Genomic DNA, 16,771 nt, shown 5'->3' on the forward strand with positions numbered 1-16,771 from the left:
TTTTGCTTGATCTTTGGTGTCTTGACGGAATCTCGAGACACACCCCCCTCTGCCCTGCCGGGCATCTCCCCCTCAAGGGGGGAGATTGGCTGACATGGCTCGCGGCCTTCATTCTGCAACGTTTGAGATTGGTGCCACGCATCGATGAAGTGTGATCTCCCCCCTTGAGGGGGAGATGCCCGGCAGGGCAGAGGGGGGGCAATGTCCCGCCGATGCTATCAGTTTAAAAACAGAATGCCCGCGCCCGGAAGGCGGTCACTCCTTGAAGATCGGGTCCTGCGTGAACATGCCGCCCTGGTAGACCGACATCGGCGAATCCGGTGCCGGGCGTCCCTGTTCAGCGTCGAGCTCGGCGCGGTAGCGTTCGGCATTATCCTTCGGACGCCAGCCGAGATAGGCGGCGTGGGAATTGTCCCACCATTTGCTGTCATTGTCCGAAATGCCCCAGATGATCGGGCAGCCCAGCATCGGCGCGCGGAAGACGCACTCGATCAGCGAGGCGAAATCGTCATAGGACATCCAGGTCGAGAGCATACGATGGTTCTTCGGCTTTTCCATGCAGCTGCCGATGCGCACCAGCGCCGTTTCCTGCCCGAATTTTTCGAAATACATGCGAGCCAGCGCCTCGCCGAAGCATTTCGACACGCCGTAAAGCCCATCGGGACGCATCGGCGCTTTCGCGTCGATATACTGGTCCTGCCGGTAGAAGCCGACCGTGTGGTTGGAACTGGCGAAGAGAATGCGTGGATGGCCGTTGGCGCGGGCGGCTTCGTAGAGATTGTAAAGGCCGAGCAGATTGGCGTTGAGGATCTTGGAGAACTTGTCCTCCACCGAAATGCCGCCCAGATGCAGAATGCCGTCGCAGCCTTCCACAAGTTTGTAGACCGCATCGGCATCGCCGAGATCGCAGGTCACCAGCTCTTCATGTGGCGCAGCCTCGCCCAGATCGGTGATATCAGAGAGCCGCAGCACATCGGCAAAACCCTTCAGGCGCGGGCGCATGGCGCGGCCCAGCCCGCCGGCCGCGCCGGTAATCAATAGTCGCTTCACGATATTCCTCCAGTTCCCATGCCGCGCGAGCTCAGCCGCAATCGGCGTCAAACTCATCATACAGGTTGACGAACCGAGGTCAATAAGTCGTATATGTTAGAAAATACATCGAAGTCCGGAGGAGACGGCCTGATCCGTCAGGCAGAAGGTGGAGACGTTCCATGAGCATCGAGGTCCATAGTACGCTGACGACGCGCCTTGCCGACGCGCTGCGCAGGGCGATCGCCACCGGCCAGTTTCCGCCCGGCAGCAAGCTGCCGAGCGAGGCGCAGCTGACCGAGACGCATGGCGTCAGCCGCACCGTGGTGCGCGAGGCCATCGCCGCGCTGCGTGCCGACCGGCTGGTGGAAACGCGCCAGGGGGCCGGCGTGTTCGTGCTGGAGGGACGCGCGCAGCCGCCCGCGCCGCTGTCGCTGCGCAATATCGACCATGCGCGCGTGTCCTCGATGATCGAGCTTCTTGAGCTGCGAACCGCCGTGGAGGTCGAGGCCGCCGGACTTGCGGCGCTGCGGCGCTCGCCCGCGCAGGAAGAAGTCATCCTGGAACGGCACTATGCGGTGCGGCTTTGCCTCGAGGCGGGGCAGCCGACCAGCGAAGCCGATTTCGCCTTCCATCTAGCGATAGCCGAGGCGACCAATAATCCGCGCTTCCGCGAGTTCCTGGCGCTGATCGGCAAGAATGTCATTCCGCGCGCGGCGCTGCGCAATGACGATTCCGAGTCCGACCAGGAATCCTATATCGGGCTTCTTCTCGATGAGCATGAGGAGATCGTCACGGCGATTTCCAGCGGCGACGAGGACGGCGCGCGCGAGGCGATGCGGCGGCATCTGCGCGGCAGCCAGGGGCGCTATCGCGAGCTGCTGCGCGAACAGCGCAAACATGTATGATAGGTTATTGACAGCGTATTGTGGAAATCATATGACAAGTTTGCCTCGGGAGGCATAAGGAGGAAAATCCAGAAAATGACGCCGCAAGAAATCAAGGCAGCGCTCGGCTCGGGCCTGCTGTCATTCCCCGTCACGCATTTCGACGCAGAGGGCAAATTCCAGCCCGAAAGCTATCAGCGCCATATCGAGTGGCTGTCTGGCTTCGATGCGCCGGTGCTCTTCGCAGCCGGTGGCACGGGTGAGTTCTTCTCGCTGGCGCCTTCGGAAATTCCCGGCATCGTGCGCGCCGCCAAGGAAGCGGCGGGCAAGACGGCCATCGTCTCGGGCTGCGGCTTCGGCACCCATGTCGGCGTGGAGCTGGCGCGTGAAGTGGAAAAAGCAGGCGCCGATGGCATCCTGCTGCTGCCCCATTATCTCATCGATGCCCCGCAGGAAGGGCTTTACAACCACATCAAGCGCATCTGCCAGTCGGTCGGCATCGGCGTGATGGTCTATAACCGCGACAATTCGGTGCTCTCGGTGGATACGCTGAAGCGCCTTTGCGACGAGTGCCCGAACCTGATCGGCTTCAAGGACGGCACCGGCGAGATCGGCCTCGTGCGTCAGATCACGGCGACCATTGGCGACCGCCTCACCTATCTCGGTGGCATGCCGACGGCGGAACTCTTCGCCGAAGCCTATCTCGGGGCCGGGTTCACCACCTATTCCTCCGCCGTGTTCAATTTCGTGCCGCAGCTGGCGGTCGAATTCTACAAGGCGCTGCGATCAGGTGAACGCGCCAAATGCGAGACGATCCTGCGCGATTTCTTCTACCCCTTCATGGCCATCCGCAACCGCCGCAAGGGCTATGCCGTCTCCGCCATCAAGGCCGGCGTGCGCTTGCAGGGCTTCGATGCAGGAAAAGTGCGCCCTCCCCTCGACGATCTGGCGGCGGAGGAAGAGGGTATGCTTGAGGCGCTTATCGCGCCTTACAAGCGGTAAGGGTATCCGGATGCGAACGACGCTCACCCCCCTCTGCCCTGCCGGGCATCTCCCCCACAAGGGGGGAGATTACGCTTTCATGAATGTTCGGCACCAATCGCAAATGTTGCAGAAAGAGGGCGGAGCGTTGTGTCAGCCAATCTCCCCCCTTGTGGGGGAGATGTCCGGCAGGACAGAGGGGGGTGTCCTGGCGCCAGCATTTCCAAAGGCTTCCACATGAAAATCGCCGCCGTCCGCACCCATCTCCTCGAGCACCGGCTCTCCGTGCCGTTCGAAAGCGCGTCGATGCGCTTCGACCGTCGCTTGCATGTGCTTGTTGAGATCGAGTGCGACAATGGCCTCATCGGCTGGGGCGAATGTCTCGGACCGGCGCGGGCTAATGCCGCCGTCGTGGCTAGCTACACGCCCTGGCTCATCGGCACGGACCCGCTGGAAACCGAAAAGACCTGGGCGCGGCTCTATAACGCCCTACGCGATCAGGGGCAGCGCGGGCTGACGATAACCGCGCTGTCGGGCATCGATATTGCCCTCTGGGATATCAAGGGCAAGCATTTCGGCGTGCCGGTCTCCACCCTTCTGGGCGGCCGGTTTCGCGAGGAGGTGCGTGCCTATGCCACCGGCGGGTTCAAGCGTCAGGGCGTCGACCGCGTGGAAGACAATGCCACCGACGCAGCGCGTTACCGCGACGAAGGCTTTCACGCCACCAAGATCAAGATCGGCTTCGGCGTCGAGGAGGACCTCGCCGTCATCCGCGCGGTGCGCGAAGCGGTCGGGCCGGATATGCGGCTGATGGTGGACGGTAACCACGGTTACGATGTGCTCGAGGCCATCGAGCTTGGCCGCCGCGCGGCGGAATATGGCATCGACTGGTTCGAGGAGCCGGTCGTGCCGGAGCATCTGGATGCGTACCGGGCGGTACGATCAGGGCAGCCGATCCCCGTCGCGGGCGGCGAAACCTGGCATACCCGCTGGGGCATGAAGGAACCGGTCGAGACGCGCGCTGTCGATATTCTCCAGCCCGATCTTGCCGGCGTCGGCGGTTTCACCGAGGCAAAGCGCGTCGCCGACATGGCCGCGCTCTATGGCGTGCGCGTCGTGCCGCATGTCTGGGGCACTGCCGTACACATCGCCGCCGCGCTGCAATTCATGGCGGCCATGGTGCCCAACCCCGTGCGCGTCAACCCCATCGAGCCGATCCTGGAGTTCGACCGCACGGACAACCCGTACCGGCAGGCGGTGGTGAAGTCGCCGATCGAGCATGTGCGCGGGGTGGTCAAAATTCCGGATGCGCCGGGGCTCGGCATCGAGATCGACCGCGATGCGCTTGCCGAGTTCCGTATGGGAGACGATTGATATGCTGGTGAGACCACTCTCCGGAAACCCGCCGAAAATCAAACTGCCCAGGGGCACGGTCGATACGCAGATGCATATGTATCTGCCCGGCTTCCCCGCTCAACCCGGCGGCCCGCCGCTCCCCGTCGGCGCCCTGCCGGATGCGGACCAGTATCGTCAAGTCATGCGCTGGCTCGGCATCGACCGCGTCATCATCACGCAAGGCAACGCCCACCAGCGCGACAATTCCAACCTCGTTGCCTGCCTCAGGGAAATGGGCGACATCGCCCGCGGCGTCGCCGTCATCGATGGCGACACGCCGGAAGCCGAGCTGGACCGGCTCTCCGAGGCGGGCGTCGTCGGCACCCGCATCATGGATCTGCCGGGCGGCGCTGTCGGCCTTTCGGCGCTGGAAGCAATCGACGAGCGGGCGGCTGCACGCGGTTGGATGCTGGCCGTGCAGTTCAACGGCAGCGATATCCTCACCCACGAAGCCCGGCTGAAGAAGCTCAAATCCCGCTGGATATTCGATCATCACGGCAAATTCTTCGGCGGCGTCACACCCGAACGGCCGGAGATCGACGCCGTCAAGCGGCTGATCGACACCGGCAATTGCTGGTTCAAATTCGCGGGCGTCTACGAATCCTCGAAAAGCGGCGCGCCGCATTATGAGGACGTCGCGGCGATTGCCCGGGTGATCTCAGCCTACGCGCCGGAGCGGATCGTCTGGGGCACCAACTGGCCCCACAATCTGGCGAAGACGCAAGAGGAATATCCCGACGACGCGGCGTTGATCGACACCGTGCTGTCCTGGCTGCCGGATGAGGCTGCCCTGAAGCTCGCTCTCGTCGACAATCCCGAGCACCTTTATGGCCTTCCACCATTCAGGGACCAGGGGGACTAATCACCCATACGCCCGAAGCAAGGAGGCTTCGGTGTTTCAAGGAGGAGGAAAGACATGAATATCGCCAAACCACTCTACCTTGCCCTGGGCCTCGCCCTCGGCGCAGGGGCCGCTCAGGCGCAGGAGATCACGCTGCGCTCCGCGGACATTCATCCGGATGGCTATCCGACCGTCGAAGCGGTCAAATATATGGGTCAGCTGGTGTCGGACCGCACCAATGGCCGCATCAAGATCAACGTCTCCAACAATGCCTCGCTCGGCAGTGAGAAGGACACGATCGAGCAGACCCGCTTTGGCGTCATCGACATGAACCGCGTCAACGCCGCGCCGTTCAACAATCTTGTGCCGCAGACCGTCGTGCTCGGCCTGCCCTTCCTGTTCCGCGACACCGATCATATGCATAAGGTCGTGGACGGTCCCATCGGCGAAGAAATTCTCGCCGCTTTCGAGCCGCATGGCCTCGTCGGCCTCGCCTATTACGATTCCGGCGCGCGGTCCTTTTACAGCAAGAAGCCGGTCGAGAAGCTGGAAGATCTGAAGGGCATGAAGATCCGCGTCCAGCAGTCCGATCTGTGGATCGCGATGATGGATGCCTTCGGCGCCAATGCCACGCCGATGCCCTTCGGCGAGGTCTATTCCTCGCTCGAGACCGGCGTCGTCGACGGGGCGGAAAACAACTGGCCGTCCTACGAGTCCTCGCGTCACTTCGAAGTGGCCAAGAACTTCACCCTGACCGAGCACTCGCTCAATCCGGAAATCCTCGTCATGTCCAAGATCAGCTGGGACAAGCTGACACCCGAGGATCAGAAAATCATCAAGCAGGCCGCGAAAGATTCGGTCGGTAAGATGCGCGAGCTGTGGCAGGCCCGCGAGAAGGAATCCGAAGCCAAGGTGCGCGCGGCCGGCGTCAACGTCATCAAGGTTGACAAGGCGCCCTTCATCGAGGCGATGAATCCGGTTTACGACAAGTTCGTCACCGATCCGAAGCTCAAGGACCTCGTCGAGCGCGTCCGCGCCGTAAAGTAATATCGTAATACGACCGGCCCGGAAATTTTCCGGGCCGGTTTTTTTTGTAATGGTGGAGGCGCTTGCGCCTGAGCCCCATGCTCTGCCGGAGAACGGCTCGCCCCTTCCCTCCCCCTTGCGGGGAGGGTGGCCCGAAGGGTCGGGTGGGGGTGGTGACGTTTGCGCGACGGTTCTTCGAAGCAAGCGCAAACGTCACCACCCCCATCCGCCCGCTAACGCGGGCACCTTCCCCGCAAGGGGGAAGGAGGGCGCGTACCTGTCGCCGCAGGGCAAAGGGGGTATCTGGCAAGCGTTTTCGCCGCCTCTGGAGGAAAGGCAATGTTGCGTTTCATGCAATCCGCCCGGCCCGTGCTGGCCGGATTAAGCCGGGCGTCGCTCTATGTCGCCGGCATCGGGATGGTCGCCATGACTGTCATCGTCGGCTGGCAGGTTTTCGCCCGCTACGTGCTCAACAACACGCCAAGCTGGGCTGAACCGCTGTCGCTCTATCTGATGTCGTGGTTCATCATTCTGGGCGCGGCTGTTGGGGTGCGTGAATCCGTCCATCTCGGCCTCGACTTCGTTCGCCATGCCGCACCACCGGCAATGCAGCGGACCATGGATCTCGTCAGCCTCGGGCTTATCGTACTCTTCGGCCTCGCCATGGCCTGGTATTCCACCTCGCTTGCCATCGGCACATGGGGCGCGAGCATTCCCGTGCTCGGCTGGCCGGGCGGTGTCGATTTCTTCCCGATGATTGCGGGCGGCCTGCTGATTGCTCTCTTCGCCGCCGAGCGCTTCGTCGATGTCGCCGCCGGTGAGCAGACCGCCGCCGAAGTGATCGTGCAGGAGATGGCGTGATGGCTTACACCATACTCTTCGGCATCTTCACCGTCCTGATGTTCATCGGCATGCCGATTGCCTTCTGCCTCGGCATCGCCTCGCTTGCCACGGTCCTCTATATCGGCCTGCCGCCCATCGTCGTCTTCCAGCAGATGAACTCCGGCATGAATGTCTTCGCCATGATGGCGATCCCGTTCTTCATCTTCGCCGGCGATTTGATGGTGCGCGGCGGCATCGCCGACCGGCTGATCCGCTTTGCCGCCGGTATCGTCGGGCACCTGCGCGGCGGCCTCGGCCAAGTCAACATCGTCGCCTCGACGCTTTTCGGCGGTATTTCCGGCTCCGCCGTCGCCGATGCCTCGGCTGTTGGCGGGCTGATGATCCCGCAGATGGCGGCGCGCGGCTATGACCGCAGCTATGCCGTCAACGTCACGGTCAACGCCGCCATCATCGCCCTGATGGTGCCGCCGTCGCACAACATGATCCTCTATTCCATCGCCGCGGGCGGAAATGTCTCGGTCGCCGACCTCTTCACCGCCGGCATCATTCCGGGCCTGCTTCTCGCCGGCGCGCTGATGGTGACGGCCTATATCGTCGCCCGCCGCCGCGGCTATCCGGCTGAGCCCTTCCCCGGCTTCCGCCGCCTTGGCTATTACATGCTCGCCTCATTTCCGGGGCTGCTGCTGATCGGCATCATCTTCGGCGGTGTCCGCTCCGGCGTTTTCACCGCCACGGAAAGCTCCTGCATCGCCGTGTTCTACGCCCTGCTGGTGTCGCTCCTCGTCTATCGCGAGCTCGACTGGCATGGCTTCGTCGAGGCGGTGCTTGGCGCGGTGCGCACGACGGCGATGGTGCTGCTTGTCATCGGCGCGGCGGCTTCATTCAGCTGGCTGATGTCGTTCCTGCAGGTGCAGCAGGTGCTGGTTCAGGCAATCGGGGCGCTCTCGGACAATCCGATCATCGTCCTCCTGATGATTAACATCATCCTGCTGCTGCTCGGCACCTTCATGGACATGGCGCCGATGGTCATCATCTCGACGCCGATCCTGCTGCCTGTGGTCAAGGCCTTCGGCATCGATCCCGTGCATTTCGGCGTCGTCATGATCCTCAATGCCGGCATCGGCCTCAACACGCCGCCGGTCGGCACCGTACTCTTTGTCGGCTGCGCGGTCGGCAAGATCACGATCCGCGAAGCGATGCGCACGATCTGGCCGTTCTTCGGCGCGAGCATCGCCGTGCTGCTGCTCGTCACCTACATCCCCGCCCTGTCGCTGTGGCTGCCGAGCCTGTTCAAATAAGCCCGTCGCCAGCCCCAAACTTCCAAAGCCTGCCAATCCGTTTGGCAGGCTTTGTTTTATGCGGGCGTTTCGCCCGAGCGCCGAAAGAGACTGGCAATAAGGGCTGAAGCCGTGCCATCTTCCAATCGAGACATGATGTGATAACAGGCGACGCATGACCGACAAACCGCGCATCACCATCACCTACTGCACCCAATGCGCCTGGCTGCTCCGCGCCGCCTGGATGGCGCAAGAGCTGCTCTCGACCTTCGGGCAGGACTTACGCGAAGTGGCGCTCATTCCCGGCACCGGCGGGATCTATGAAATCCGCGTGGACGATGCGCTCATCTGGGAGCGCAAGCGCGATGGCGGGTTTCCAGAGGCGAAGGTCTTGAAGCAGCGCGTGCGCGATATCGTCTGGCCGGAACGCGATCTGGGGCATTCGGATCGGAAGAAGGAAGAAGGGTAGCCCTACTCTTCCTCCACCACACGCAGGCGCAATTGCCCGGTCTTGCTCTCGGCGCTACGGGGAACGCTCGGCGCAGACGCCACGGGCACGGGCGTGTCGGCCATGGGCTCGCCGAGTTCCAGCGCCTCGATCCTCTCGCCGCGCCGCGTCACCTTGCCGGAGGAGACGAGGATATCGTCGATATCCTTGTTGGCCTGCAGGAAATGCGCCTGCAATTTGCGCACACGTTCGTCGAGCCGGGCGACGTCTTCCATCAGCCGAATCACCTCGCCCTGGATCAGATGCGCCTGCTCGCGCATCCGGGTGTCCTTCAACACGGCCTGGATGACCTGGATCGACAGCATCAGCAGCGAGGGCGAGACGATGACGATGCGCGCGCGGTGCGCTTTCTGCACCAGCCCTTCGAAATTCTCGTGGATCTCCGCGAAGATCGATTCCGATGGCACGAACAGGAAGGCTGTGTCCTGCGTCTCGCCTGTTATCAGATATTTTGCCGCGATGTCGCGAATATGGACTTCCACGTCTCGCCGGAACTGGGCGATTGCGATCTTCTTCGCTTCCGCCCCTTCGGCGTCCCGGATCATGCTCCAGGCCTCCAGCGGAAACTTGGCGTCGATGACAAGCGAGGGGGCGCCGTTGGGCATTCGCACCAGACAGTCAGGCCGGTTGCCGTTGGAGAGCGTCGCCTGAAATTCGTATGCGCCATGCGGCAAGCCATCGGCGATGATCGCCTCCATGCGCGACTGGCCGAAGGCGCCGCGCGTCTGCTTGTTGGCGAGAATGGCCTGCAATTGCACCACCTGCCCCGCCAGCGCCTGGATATTGTTCTGCGCGGTGTCGATCACCGCCAGCCGCTCCTGCAGCTTTGCAAGGTTCTCATGGGTCGATTTGCTCTGCTCGGTCATGGTCTGGCCGATGCGGCTGGTCATGCCGTCGAGGCGCTCGCGGATCGATTTATTCAGCTCGGCCTGCCTTGCGCCGAACACCTCCGCCATGGTCTGCATCCGGCCCTGCATTTCCGCTTGGGATTTCAGGATTTCGGTCATGCGCATCTCCGCGTCGCGAGCGCGCTCTGCCGCCTCGACCTCCGCCATGGCCCGCGCCTGCGCCATCCGCCATCCCATGACGAGGAAGAACAGTCCGAAGAGCACGACCAGCCCCAGCCCGCAGAGCAAGGTCGCGCCGACGGAAACGGCATTGCCGCCAAATTGGAACAGCGGGGCTGAGAGAAGCGTGTTTGTGTCCATGCAGAATGCTTAGCCGATTCCGCATGAGAGTACGAGATCAAAACAAGAACACAATGGGGAATAGGGGAATAGGGGAATAGGGCTCTGATTCGTTCGAAGCTGTCCACTTTCTTCCGAAATGATCTCTTATTCCCATACTCCCTTATTCCCTTACTCCCTTTCCTTGACGCTTAGCTCCCGAGCAATTAGGTGATGATGCATGTCTGTTTTGCCGCTTGTCATTCTGCCCGATCCCGTCCTGCGCCAGGTGTCGAAGCCTGTGGAGCGCATTGACGACCAGTTGCGCGCCTTTGCCGGCAATATGCTGGAAACGATGTATGACGCGCCCGGCATCGGGCTTGCCGCCATTCAGGTCGGCACGCCGCTGAGGATGCTCACCATCGACCTTTCCAAGGAAGGCGAGGAGCGGGCGCCGCATGTCTTCATCAACCCCGAGATCGTTGCTTCCTCGGACGAGCGCAGCGTCTATGAGGAAGGCTGCCTGTCAATCCCCGATTATTACGCGGAAGTGGAGCGCCCGGCGCGCGTGCGCGTGACCTATCTCGACCGCGACGGCAAGCCTCAGGAAATCGAGGCCGAGGGGCTGATGGCGACCTGCCTGCAGCATGAGATCGACCATCTCAATGGCGTGCTTTTCATCGACCATTTGTCGAAGCTCAAGCGCGACATGGTGATGAAGCGGTTCAAGAAGCTTGCCAAGGATCGTCCGCCGAGCCGATTGGCTATTTAGCAGGGGAAGCCCATGCGCATCATTTTCATGGGCACTCCGGACTTCTCCGTGCCTGTTCTGACGGCGCTGATCGGTCAGGGTCATGAGATCGCGGCGGTCTATAGCCAGCCGCCCCGCCCCGCCGGACGGCGCGGGCTGGAACTCACCAAATCGCCCGTGCATCAGAAGGCCGAGGAATTCGGCATCGAGGTGCGCACGCCCAAGAGCCTCAAGAGCCCGGAGGAGCAGGAAGCGTTTCGCGTGCTCGAAGCCGATGTGGCTGTTGTCGTCGCCTATGGCCTGCTGCTGCCATCAGCCATTCTCGAGGGCACGCGGCTCGGCTGCTATAATGGCCATGCCTCCCTGCTGCCGCGCTGGCGCGGCGCCGCGCCCATCCAGCGCGCCATCATGGCCGGCGACCGCGAAACCGGCATGATGATCATGAAGATGGATGAAGGGCTCGATACCGGCCCCGTCGCCATGGTCGAGAAGGTCGCGATCACGCCCGATATGACGGCGGGAGAATTGCACGACCGCCTGAGCATGATCGGCGCCGATCTGATGGTGCGCGCCATGGCCGCATTGGAGCGCGACAGCCTGACGCTGACGCCGCAGGCGGAGACGGGTGTGACCTATGCCGCCAAGATCGACAAGGCGGAAACGCGCATCGACTGGACGGGGAATGCGCAGGATATTCACAATCGGATACGCGGGCTTTCGCCTTTTCCGGGGGCGTGGTGCGAGATGGAGATTGGCGTGCCCGCCAGCGGCGGGGCAGACAAACTCGAGCGGGTGAAGCTGTTGAAGTCCACGTTGGCGGAAAGCTCTGGTGGTTGCCCCGGCACGATCCTTGGCGACGGTCTGACTATTGCCTGTGGCGAAGGCGCGGTGAAGCTTACGCTCCTGCAAAAGGCGGGCGGCAAGCCGCTCGGCGTGCAGGAATTCTTGCGCGGCGCGACCGTGATGCGGGTTTTGTGATGCGTCGGCACTTTTCCTCCTACACCCCCCTCTGCCCTGCCGGGCATCTCCCCCTCAAGGGGGGAGAATACGCCTTCATAGGCGCTAGGTACCAATCGCCAGCGTTGGAGAGTGAAGGCGAAAAGTACTGTCAGCCAATCTCCCCCCTTGAGGGGGAGATGTCCGGCAGGACAGAGGGGGGTGCTGCGACGGCACACTCCGCACGGGAGTCCTTCTGACGTGCCGCGCTACAAGCTCACGGTCGAATATGACGGCACGCCCTATGCGGGGTGGCAGCGGCAGGAGAATGGGCATACGATCCAGGCGGCCATCGAGCAGGCCATCGCCAAATTCTCCGGCGAGCAGGTGACGCTAGGCGCTGCCGGGCGGACGGATGCCGGCGTCCATGCGCTGGCGCAGGTGGCCCATGTAGACTTGACCAAGGACTGGAGTGCGGCCCGGGTGCGCGATGCGCTCAACGCCCATCTCGTCATGGCCGGGGAGCGCGTGGTCATTCTCAATGTCGAGCGCGTGCTCGACAGTTTCGACGCCCGCTTTTCCGCTACGGCGCGGCATTATCTCTACCGCATCGTCAACCGCCGCCCGCCCATCGCCGTCGAGGCCGACCGCGCCTGGTGGGTGAAGCAGCCGCTCGATGCGGCGGCGATGCATGCGGCGGCGCAGCGGCTGCTGGGCCAGCACGATTTCACCACCTTCCGCGCCTCGCAATGCCAGGCGAAGAGCCCGGTCAAGACGCTCGACCGGCTGGATGTGACGCGCAAGGGCGAGCTTATCGAAATCCGCGCCTCGGCCCGTTCCTTTCTGCACAATCAGGTGCGCTCGCTCGCCGGAAGCTTGATGGAGGTCGGCGTCGGGCGCTGGACGGCCGACGATCTCGTCGCCGCGCTAGACGCCCGCGACCGCGCCGCCTGCGGCCAGGTCGCGCCGCCCTATGGGCTGTATCTGATCGGGGTGGATTACGGGGTGGAGTAGCACAGTTTTTCCTCTTGATTGAAATGCCTGCGCTCTACGCCGCCCCCCTCTGCCCTGCCGACGTTATATCCCGAAATACACCCTACCGATGCAGCAGTGTGCTGTCGGCCTGGGCGGCGTATTCAATGCCGAAGAGGTGCTGCAGCGCGACCGTGACCAGGATCGAACCGATGAAGAGCGCGATGTAGAAGGGCAGCGCGAAGGTGTGCGGCCTTTGCAGCGCCACTTGTGTCAGGCGGTAGGAAAAGACGATCGACAGCCCGAACAATATCACCGAGCACAGCGCCATCACCTCCGGCGCGACGGGCAGGAACAGCCGGACGAGCGTGATGGGCACGAACAGCCAGGCGATGAGCGCCGTGCCCCAGTTGGATGCGATGACATAGGGCGCGAAGCGGCGCGAGATGCCGATGCGGCGGGCGAGCAGGCCCAGCACGAGGATGGGCACCACCCAGGAGATCATGTCGACAAGGGCGGTGCGCACCACGATGCTGAGACGCAGCCCCGCCTCGTCGTCGCCGCGCGCCAGATCAGCGGCGTAGGCGACCCAGCCGGCGAAGAGCGGCGGCACCGCCACCAGCATGGCGTAAAAGGACTGCCAGAACCCCTCCGCGGAAACATCGAGCAGCGGCAAACCGTCCGGCCGCCCGCGCATCATGCGCCAGCTGCCGTAGAGATAGCGGTAGATATCGTCGAGCGTCGGCATGGAACCTCACGCAGAAAACCGGCCGGAGCATAGTCCTGAAAAGTTGATAGAGTTTTCGGGACTATGCTTAAACAATCGCCTCCTATTGAGCGAAAAACCGCTCAAGGAAGTCCTGGTAGATTCTGGTGAGCATTTCCAAATCAGACAAGGCGGCGCGCTCATCGACCATATGCATGGTCTTGCCGACGAGGCCGAATTCCACCACCGGGCAATAGTCCTTGATGAAGCGCGCATCCGATGTGCCGCCGGAGGTGGAAAGCTCGGGCCGCCTGCCGGTGACCGTCTCGACGGAGGCGCTGAGCGTATCGACCAGCTTCTCATCGCGCGTCAGGAAAACATGGCTCGGGCGCTCGCGCCAGGAAAGTTCGTAGCGGACCGGCGTGTCACGACCGGGCCGCAGCTTGCCGCTCTTCGCTGCCCGGTCGAGACGGTTCCCGATCTCGGCCTTCAGCGTCTCATCTGTCCAATGATCGTTGAAACGAATGTTGAAGCTGGCCGTTGCCTTGGCCGGGATGACATTGGTTGCGGGATTGCCGACATCGATGCTGGTGATTTCGAGATTGCTCGGCTGGAAGTCTTTCGTTCCCTCGTCTAGAGCCGGGTCGAGCAGCGCCTCCACCAGAGCGACGAGGCCGCGCACCGGATTGTCGGCAAGGTGCGGATAGGCGACATGGCCCTGCACGCCATGGACCGTAATCGTGCCGGAAACAGAGCCGCGCCGGCCGATCTTGATCATGTCGCCAAGCCTGTCCGGATTGGTCGGCTCGCCGACGATGGCCGCATCCCAGCGCTCGCCCTTCTTCGCCGCCCAGTCGAGCAGTTTCACCGTGCCGTTGATCGCCGGGCCTTCCTCATCGCCGGTGATGAGGAAGGAGACTGTGCCCTGCAACGCGGAGGTCTCTGCCCCGCCCGTAAGCTCCCTTCGGTCGCTGGCGGGGACCCCATGGGCCTCGACATAACGCGCGACGGCGGCGACGAAACAGGCGATACCGCCCTTCATATCAACGGCACCACGGCCGTAGATTTCGCCGTTCTCGATGGCAGCGGCGAAGGGCGGATGTTTCCATGCGCTCGCGTCGCCGGGCGGCACCACATCAGTATGGCCGGCGAACATCAGATGCGGGCCATTGCCTGACAGCGTCGCATAGAGGTTTTCGATGTCAGGCGTGCCGTCTTCCGAAAAGACTGGGCGCTCGATGGAAAAGCCGAGCGGTTTCAGCATGTTTTCCAGCGCCTTCAGCGCCCCGCCCTCGGCGGGCGTGACGGACGGGCAGCGGATGAGGAGGCTCAGGTTTTCGACAGGATCGGTGGGGAGAAGGGTCATGGGTTCCATCGGCTCGCGTGGGTTCGAATCCGCTATATAGCGGCTGACATATAAATTTAACTTGACCGCGCCGCCCCGGCCATCGTTAGTTAACGGAATATTGATGAGAGCCCGGTCCACGGGCCAGCCGCAACGTTTGAAAAAACGCACAACGTTTGGCGCAAGATCTAGAAAAATCGGAAGCTTTTCCGATAAGATCATGCCAGCAAAGGGGAACGACGATGCGCAAATATGCGGTCGCGGCATGTGTGGCGGGGTTTCTCGCCGGGGCGATGGGAATGGCGAAGGCAAACGAGCGGCTGTCCGAGGGGGGCGCGACGAGCATTCCCTATGGCCATCTCGATTATTGCAAGCGCAATCCGCGCGATTGCGGCGCGCACCGGATCATGCCGGCGGTGGCGCTGAACGGGGTGCGCTGGCGCAAGCTCGAGCGGGTCAACCAATCGGTCAATGCCGCCATCCAGCCGAAATCCGACCAGGAGGTCTACGGCAAGCGCGATTACTGGGCGATCCCCGCCAACCGGATGGGCGATTGCGAGGACTATGTGCTGATGAAGCGGGCAAGGCTGCTCGGCATGGGCTTCAGCGCCTCGCAGCTCTTGATCACCATGGTTCGCAACCGGGGCGAAGCGCATGTCGTGCTGACGGTGCGCACAGATAAGGGTGATTTCATCCTCGACAATCTGCGCAACGAGATCCTGCCGGTCGAGAAGACGGGCTATCAATACGTCAAGATGCAGGCGCCCAACCATTCGGGCCGCTGGGTCAGCATATCGGGGAGAGCCATCGAGGTGGCGGCGAATTGAATACAAGGGCGGCACTTCTCCCGCACCCGTGATGCGGCGGGGATTCTACACTGAGAATCAATCCGGCATGATTGTCATGTTCCTGTCATGGAAATCGGCCATGTAGCGCGGCGTCCGGAGTGCCAAAACAAGGCATCGTTTTCGATTATTGAACGCTGCATCAGAACAGACTGTTCAGAACATCGGAACAATGAAGCAATGCTCACGATCCCGTGATCAGACGGTGATCCAATAAGCGATTGATAATAAACATTAATCTCTTCCATTAGAATCCTATTCCACGATTTCAAGCGCACAATGGCGTGAGTTCGGGCACATTTTCGTTATTGGCACTAAAGCGCATTGTCTCCCATCTGAACGTCATCGGAAGGGCGCACTTCCTCCCAAACAAGCCCCTGCCGAAAAAGTTCTAGGAGAGATTATCATGAAGAAGACCATTGCTCTTGCCACGGCTGCCCTTATCCTGAGCGCCGGCGCCGCCTTTGCTGAAAACCCGTCGGTCGGTACGCCGAGCGATCTTTATGCCAATGACAGCACCCCCGCTGCCGCTGAGAAGGCCGGCCAGAAGGTCGACTACACCGCTCCGGCTTCGATCAAGACGGGCACCGTCAACGACACGAACCCGGCGGCCCACCGCTTCGGCGACGCCTCCCCGGCGAACCAGCAGTAACAGTCAATGAATAGGGGAATGGTGAGATAGATTTCGCTAGCTCACTGTCCCCTCCCCCCCCCATTCCACCCAATCAGGAACATGACCATGAACAAGTTCGTGCTTGCCGCGACCGCGCTTGCCTTGAGCGCTGGTGTCGCCTTCGCTGAAAACCCCAATTTCGGCATCAACGATCAGGTGGCGTCCGCCCCGCAGACCCGCGTCGATCATACGGCGACGGCCGCCATCAAGGCTGACGCAGCCAACCCGGCGGCCAACCGCTTCGGCGATGCTTCGCCCGCCGTCGGTCAATAACAGGCGTTCTCGCTAATCCAATTTACTCAGAGGAGTATCACATCATGAACAAGATCATTCTCGCCGCTGCCGCCCTTTCCTTGAGCGCAGGCGTTGCCTTCGCCGAAAACCCCAATTTCGGTATCAACGACCACGCGTCGTCCGCCCAGCAGACCCGCGTCGATTATACCGCAACGGCGACCGTCAAGGCTCCCAAGACCACGCTCGAAGCCACCAATCCGGCGGCCAACCGTTTCGGCGACGCTTCACCGGCTACCGGTGAATAATGAACAGGACAGAAGGCACTCTGTTCTCCAGTACAATTGCCGAACTGTCCA

Annotated in this window: 19 protein-coding genes; 15 read left to right on the forward strand and 4 right to left on the reverse strand. The window is 62.2% G+C overall.

From position 1 onward, the window contains the following. Nucleotides 1–255 precede the first annotated feature (255 nt). Nucleotides 256–1,050 (reverse strand): NAD-dependent epimerase/dehydratase family protein, encoded by a 795-nt coding sequence (locus ACOWVG_RS17805; protein ID WP_420963674.1) that lies wholly within the window; start codon nucleotides 1,048–1,050, stop codon nucleotides 256–258. Between the two features lie 161 nt (nucleotides 1,051–1,211). On the opposite strand from ACOWVG_RS17805, the gene ACOWVG_RS17810 reads away from it, so the two are divergent. The 8 genes from ACOWVG_RS17810 (at nucleotide 1,212) to ACOWVG_RS17845 (ending at nucleotide 8,748) form a co-directional block, all read left to right on the forward strand. Continuing rightward, a complete protein-coding gene (locus ACOWVG_RS17810; RefSeq protein ID WP_420963675.1) occupies nucleotides 1,212–1,937 on the forward strand; it encodes a FadR/GntR family transcriptional regulator in 726 nt (241 codons plus the stop codon). 75 nt (nucleotides 1,938–2,012) lie between these two features. Then, on the forward strand, nucleotides 2,013–2,918 hold the full coding sequence (gene kdgD / locus ACOWVG_RS17815) for a 5-dehydro-4-deoxyglucarate dehydratase (RefSeq protein WP_420963676.1): 906 nt from the start codon (nucleotides 2,013–2,015) through the stop codon (nucleotides 2,916–2,918). A 216-nt stretch (nucleotides 2,919–3,134) separates the two neighbouring features. After that, a complete protein-coding gene (locus ACOWVG_RS17820; RefSeq protein WP_420963677.1) occupies nucleotides 3,135–4,271 on the forward strand; it encodes a mandelate racemase/muconate lactonizing enzyme family protein in 1,137 nt (378 codons plus the stop codon). Nucleotide 4,272: 1 nt separating this feature from the next. Beyond that, nucleotides 4,273–5,154, forward strand: coding sequence for an amidohydrolase family protein (locus tag ACOWVG_RS17825; protein ID WP_420963678.1), 882 nt, complete (start codon nucleotides 4,273–4,275; stop codon nucleotides 5,152–5,154). Nucleotides 5,155–5,208: 54 nt separating this feature from the next. Beyond that, a complete protein-coding gene (locus tag ACOWVG_RS17830; RefSeq protein ID WP_420963679.1) occupies nucleotides 5,209–6,180 on the forward strand; it encodes a TRAP transporter substrate-binding protein in 972 nt (323 codons plus the stop codon). A 318-nt stretch (nucleotides 6,181–6,498) separates the two neighbouring features. Further along, the gene (locus ACOWVG_RS17835; RefSeq protein WP_420963680.1) at nucleotides 6,499–7,020 is read left to right on the forward strand and encodes a TRAP transporter small permease; all 522 of its coding nucleotides are present in this window, start codon (nucleotides 6,499–6,501) and stop codon (nucleotides 7,018–7,020) included. Next, complete coding sequence (locus tag ACOWVG_RS17840; RefSeq protein WP_420963682.1) at nucleotides 7,020–8,300, forward strand: TRAP transporter large permease; 1,281 nt, start codon at nucleotides 7,020–7,022, stop codon at nucleotides 8,298–8,300. Before ACOWVG_RS17835 ends, ACOWVG_RS17840 begins: the two co-directional genes overlap by 1 nt. 154 nt (nucleotides 8,301–8,454) lie before the next feature. Continuing rightward, complete coding sequence (locus tag ACOWVG_RS17845; RefSeq protein ID WP_420963683.1) at nucleotides 8,455–8,748, forward strand: SelT/SelW/SelH family protein; 294 nt, start codon at nucleotides 8,455–8,457, stop codon at nucleotides 8,746–8,748. A 2-nt stretch (nucleotides 8,749–8,750) separates the two neighbouring features. On the opposite strand, the gene ACOWVG_RS17850 is transcribed toward ACOWVG_RS17845, so the two are convergent. After that, nucleotides 8,751–9,995 carry a DNA recombination protein RmuC gene (locus ACOWVG_RS17850; protein WP_420963684.1) on the reverse strand — a complete coding sequence of 415 codons (1,245 nt, stop codon included), beginning with the start codon at nucleotides 9,993–9,995 and terminating at the stop codon, nucleotides 8,751–8,753. Nucleotides 9,996–10,194: 199 nt separating this feature from the next. Here ACOWVG_RS17850 and def point away from each other — a divergent pair, with 199 nt between their 5' ends. From def to truA, 3 genes are all read left to right on the forward strand, one after another. Beyond that, nucleotides 10,195–10,725, forward strand: coding sequence for a peptide deformylase (gene def, locus ACOWVG_RS17855; RefSeq protein ID WP_420963685.1), 531 nt, complete (start codon nucleotides 10,195–10,197; stop codon nucleotides 10,723–10,725). Between the two features lie 12 nt (nucleotides 10,726–10,737). Next, nucleotides 10,738–11,682: a methionyl-tRNA formyltransferase gene (fmt, locus tag ACOWVG_RS17860; protein ID WP_420963686.1), complete on the forward strand. Its 945-nt coding sequence runs from the start codon at nucleotides 10,738–10,740 to the stop codon at nucleotides 11,680–11,682. Nucleotides 11,683–11,901: 219 nt separating this feature from the next. Next, nucleotides 11,902–12,654 carry a tRNA pseudouridine(38-40) synthase TruA gene (truA, locus tag ACOWVG_RS17865; protein ID WP_420963687.1) on the forward strand — a complete coding sequence of 251 codons (753 nt, stop codon included), beginning with the start codon at nucleotides 11,902–11,904 and terminating at the stop codon, nucleotides 12,652–12,654. 82 nt (nucleotides 12,655–12,736) lie between these two features. Here truA and ACOWVG_RS17870 read toward each other — a convergent pair whose 3' ends face one another. Both ACOWVG_RS17870 and dapE read right to left on the reverse strand, forming a co-directional pair. Next, complete coding sequence (locus tag ACOWVG_RS17870; protein ID WP_420963689.1) at nucleotides 12,737–13,360, reverse strand: hypothetical protein; 624 nt, start codon at nucleotides 13,358–13,360, stop codon at nucleotides 12,737–12,739. Nucleotides 13,361–13,442: 82 nt separating this feature from the next. Next, nucleotides 13,443–14,684, reverse strand: coding sequence for a succinyl-diaminopimelate desuccinylase (gene dapE / locus ACOWVG_RS17875; protein WP_420963690.1), 1,242 nt, complete (start codon nucleotides 14,682–14,684; stop codon nucleotides 13,443–13,445). Between the two features lie 221 nt (nucleotides 14,685–14,905). On the opposite strand from dapE, the gene ACOWVG_RS17880 reads away from it, so the two are divergent. From ACOWVG_RS17880 to ACOWVG_RS17895, 4 genes are all read left to right on the forward strand, one after another. Further along, nucleotides 14,906–15,490 (forward strand): transglutaminase-like cysteine peptidase, encoded by a 585-nt coding sequence (locus tag ACOWVG_RS17880; RefSeq protein WP_420963691.1) that lies wholly within the window; start codon nucleotides 14,906–14,908, stop codon nucleotides 15,488–15,490. Nucleotides 15,491–15,914: 424 nt separating this feature from the next. Beyond that, nucleotides 15,915–16,160 (forward strand): hypothetical protein, encoded by a 246-nt coding sequence (locus tag ACOWVG_RS17885; protein WP_420963692.1) that lies wholly within the window; start codon nucleotides 15,915–15,917, stop codon nucleotides 16,158–16,160. Nucleotides 16,161–16,247: 87 nt separating this feature from the next. After that, complete coding sequence (locus ACOWVG_RS17890) at nucleotides 16,248–16,454, forward strand: hypothetical protein (protein WP_420963693.1); 207 nt, start codon at nucleotides 16,248–16,250, stop codon at nucleotides 16,452–16,454. Between the two features lie 44 nt (nucleotides 16,455–16,498). Beyond that, entirely contained in the window at nucleotides 16,499–16,720 is a 222-nt protein-coding gene (locus tag ACOWVG_RS17895; RefSeq protein ID WP_420963694.1) for a hypothetical protein, read from the forward strand. Nucleotides 16,721–16,771 lie beyond the last annotated feature (51 nt).

This window comes from Brucella sp. IR073 (assembly GCF_049065735.1).
Taxonomy (GTDB): domain Bacteria; phylum Pseudomonadota; class Alphaproteobacteria; order Rhizobiales; family Rhizobiaceae; genus Paramesorhizobium.

Bases quoted from the DNA above. Each gene is read 5' to 3' on its own strand.
- ACOWVG_RS17810 (WP_420963675.1), top strand. From the start codon at position 1,212: ATGAGCATCGAGGTCCATAGTACGCTGACGACGCGCCTTGCCGACGCG.
- kdgD (WP_420963676.1), top strand. From the start codon at position 2,013: ATGACGCCGCAAGAAATCAAGGCAGCGCTCGGCTCGGGCCTGCTGTCA.
- ACOWVG_RS17820 (WP_420963677.1), top strand. From the start codon at position 3,135: ATGAAAATCGCCGCCGTCCGCACCCATCTCCTCGAGCACCGGCTCTCC.
- ACOWVG_RS17825 (WP_420963678.1), top strand. From the start codon at position 4,273: ATGCTGGTGAGACCACTCTCCGGAAACCCGCCGAAAATCAAACTGCCC.
- ACOWVG_RS17830 (WP_420963679.1), top strand. From the start codon at position 5,209: ATGAATATCGCCAAACCACTCTACCTTGCCCTGGGCCTCGCCCTCGGC.
- ACOWVG_RS17835 (WP_420963680.1), top strand. From the start codon at position 6,499: ATGTTGCGTTTCATGCAATCCGCCCGGCCCGTGCTGGCCGGATTAAGC.
- ACOWVG_RS17840 (WP_420963682.1), top strand. From the start codon at position 7,020: ATGGCTTACACCATACTCTTCGGCATCTTCACCGTCCTGATGTTCATC.
- ACOWVG_RS17845 (WP_420963683.1), top strand. From the start codon at position 8,455: ATGACCGACAAACCGCGCATCACCATCACCTACTGCACCCAATGCGCC.
- ACOWVG_RS17850 (WP_420963684.1), bottom strand. From the start codon at position 9,995: ATGGACACAAACACGCTTCTCTCAGCCCCGCTGTTCCAATTTGGCGGC.
- def (WP_420963685.1), top strand. From the start codon at position 10,195: ATGTCTGTTTTGCCGCTTGTCATTCTGCCCGATCCCGTCCTGCGCCAG.
- fmt (WP_420963686.1), top strand. From the start codon at position 10,738: ATGCGCATCATTTTCATGGGCACTCCGGACTTCTCCGTGCCTGTTCTG.
- ACOWVG_RS17870 (WP_420963689.1), bottom strand. From the start codon at position 13,360: ATGCCGACGCTCGACGATATCTACCGCTATCTCTACGGCAGCTGGCGC.
- dapE (WP_420963690.1), bottom strand. From the start codon at position 14,684: ATGACCCTTCTCCCCACCGATCCTGTCGAAAACCTGAGCCTCCTCATC.
- ACOWVG_RS17880 (WP_420963691.1), top strand. From the start codon at position 14,906: ATGCGCAAATATGCGGTCGCGGCATGTGTGGCGGGGTTTCTCGCCGGG.
- ACOWVG_RS17885 (WP_420963692.1), top strand. From the start codon at position 15,915: ATGAAGAAGACCATTGCTCTTGCCACGGCTGCCCTTATCCTGAGCGCC.
- ACOWVG_RS17890 (WP_420963693.1), top strand. From the start codon at position 16,248: ATGAACAAGTTCGTGCTTGCCGCGACCGCGCTTGCCTTGAGCGCTGGT.
- ACOWVG_RS17895 (WP_420963694.1), top strand. From the start codon at position 16,499: ATGAACAAGATCATTCTCGCCGCTGCCGCCCTTTCCTTGAGCGCAGGC.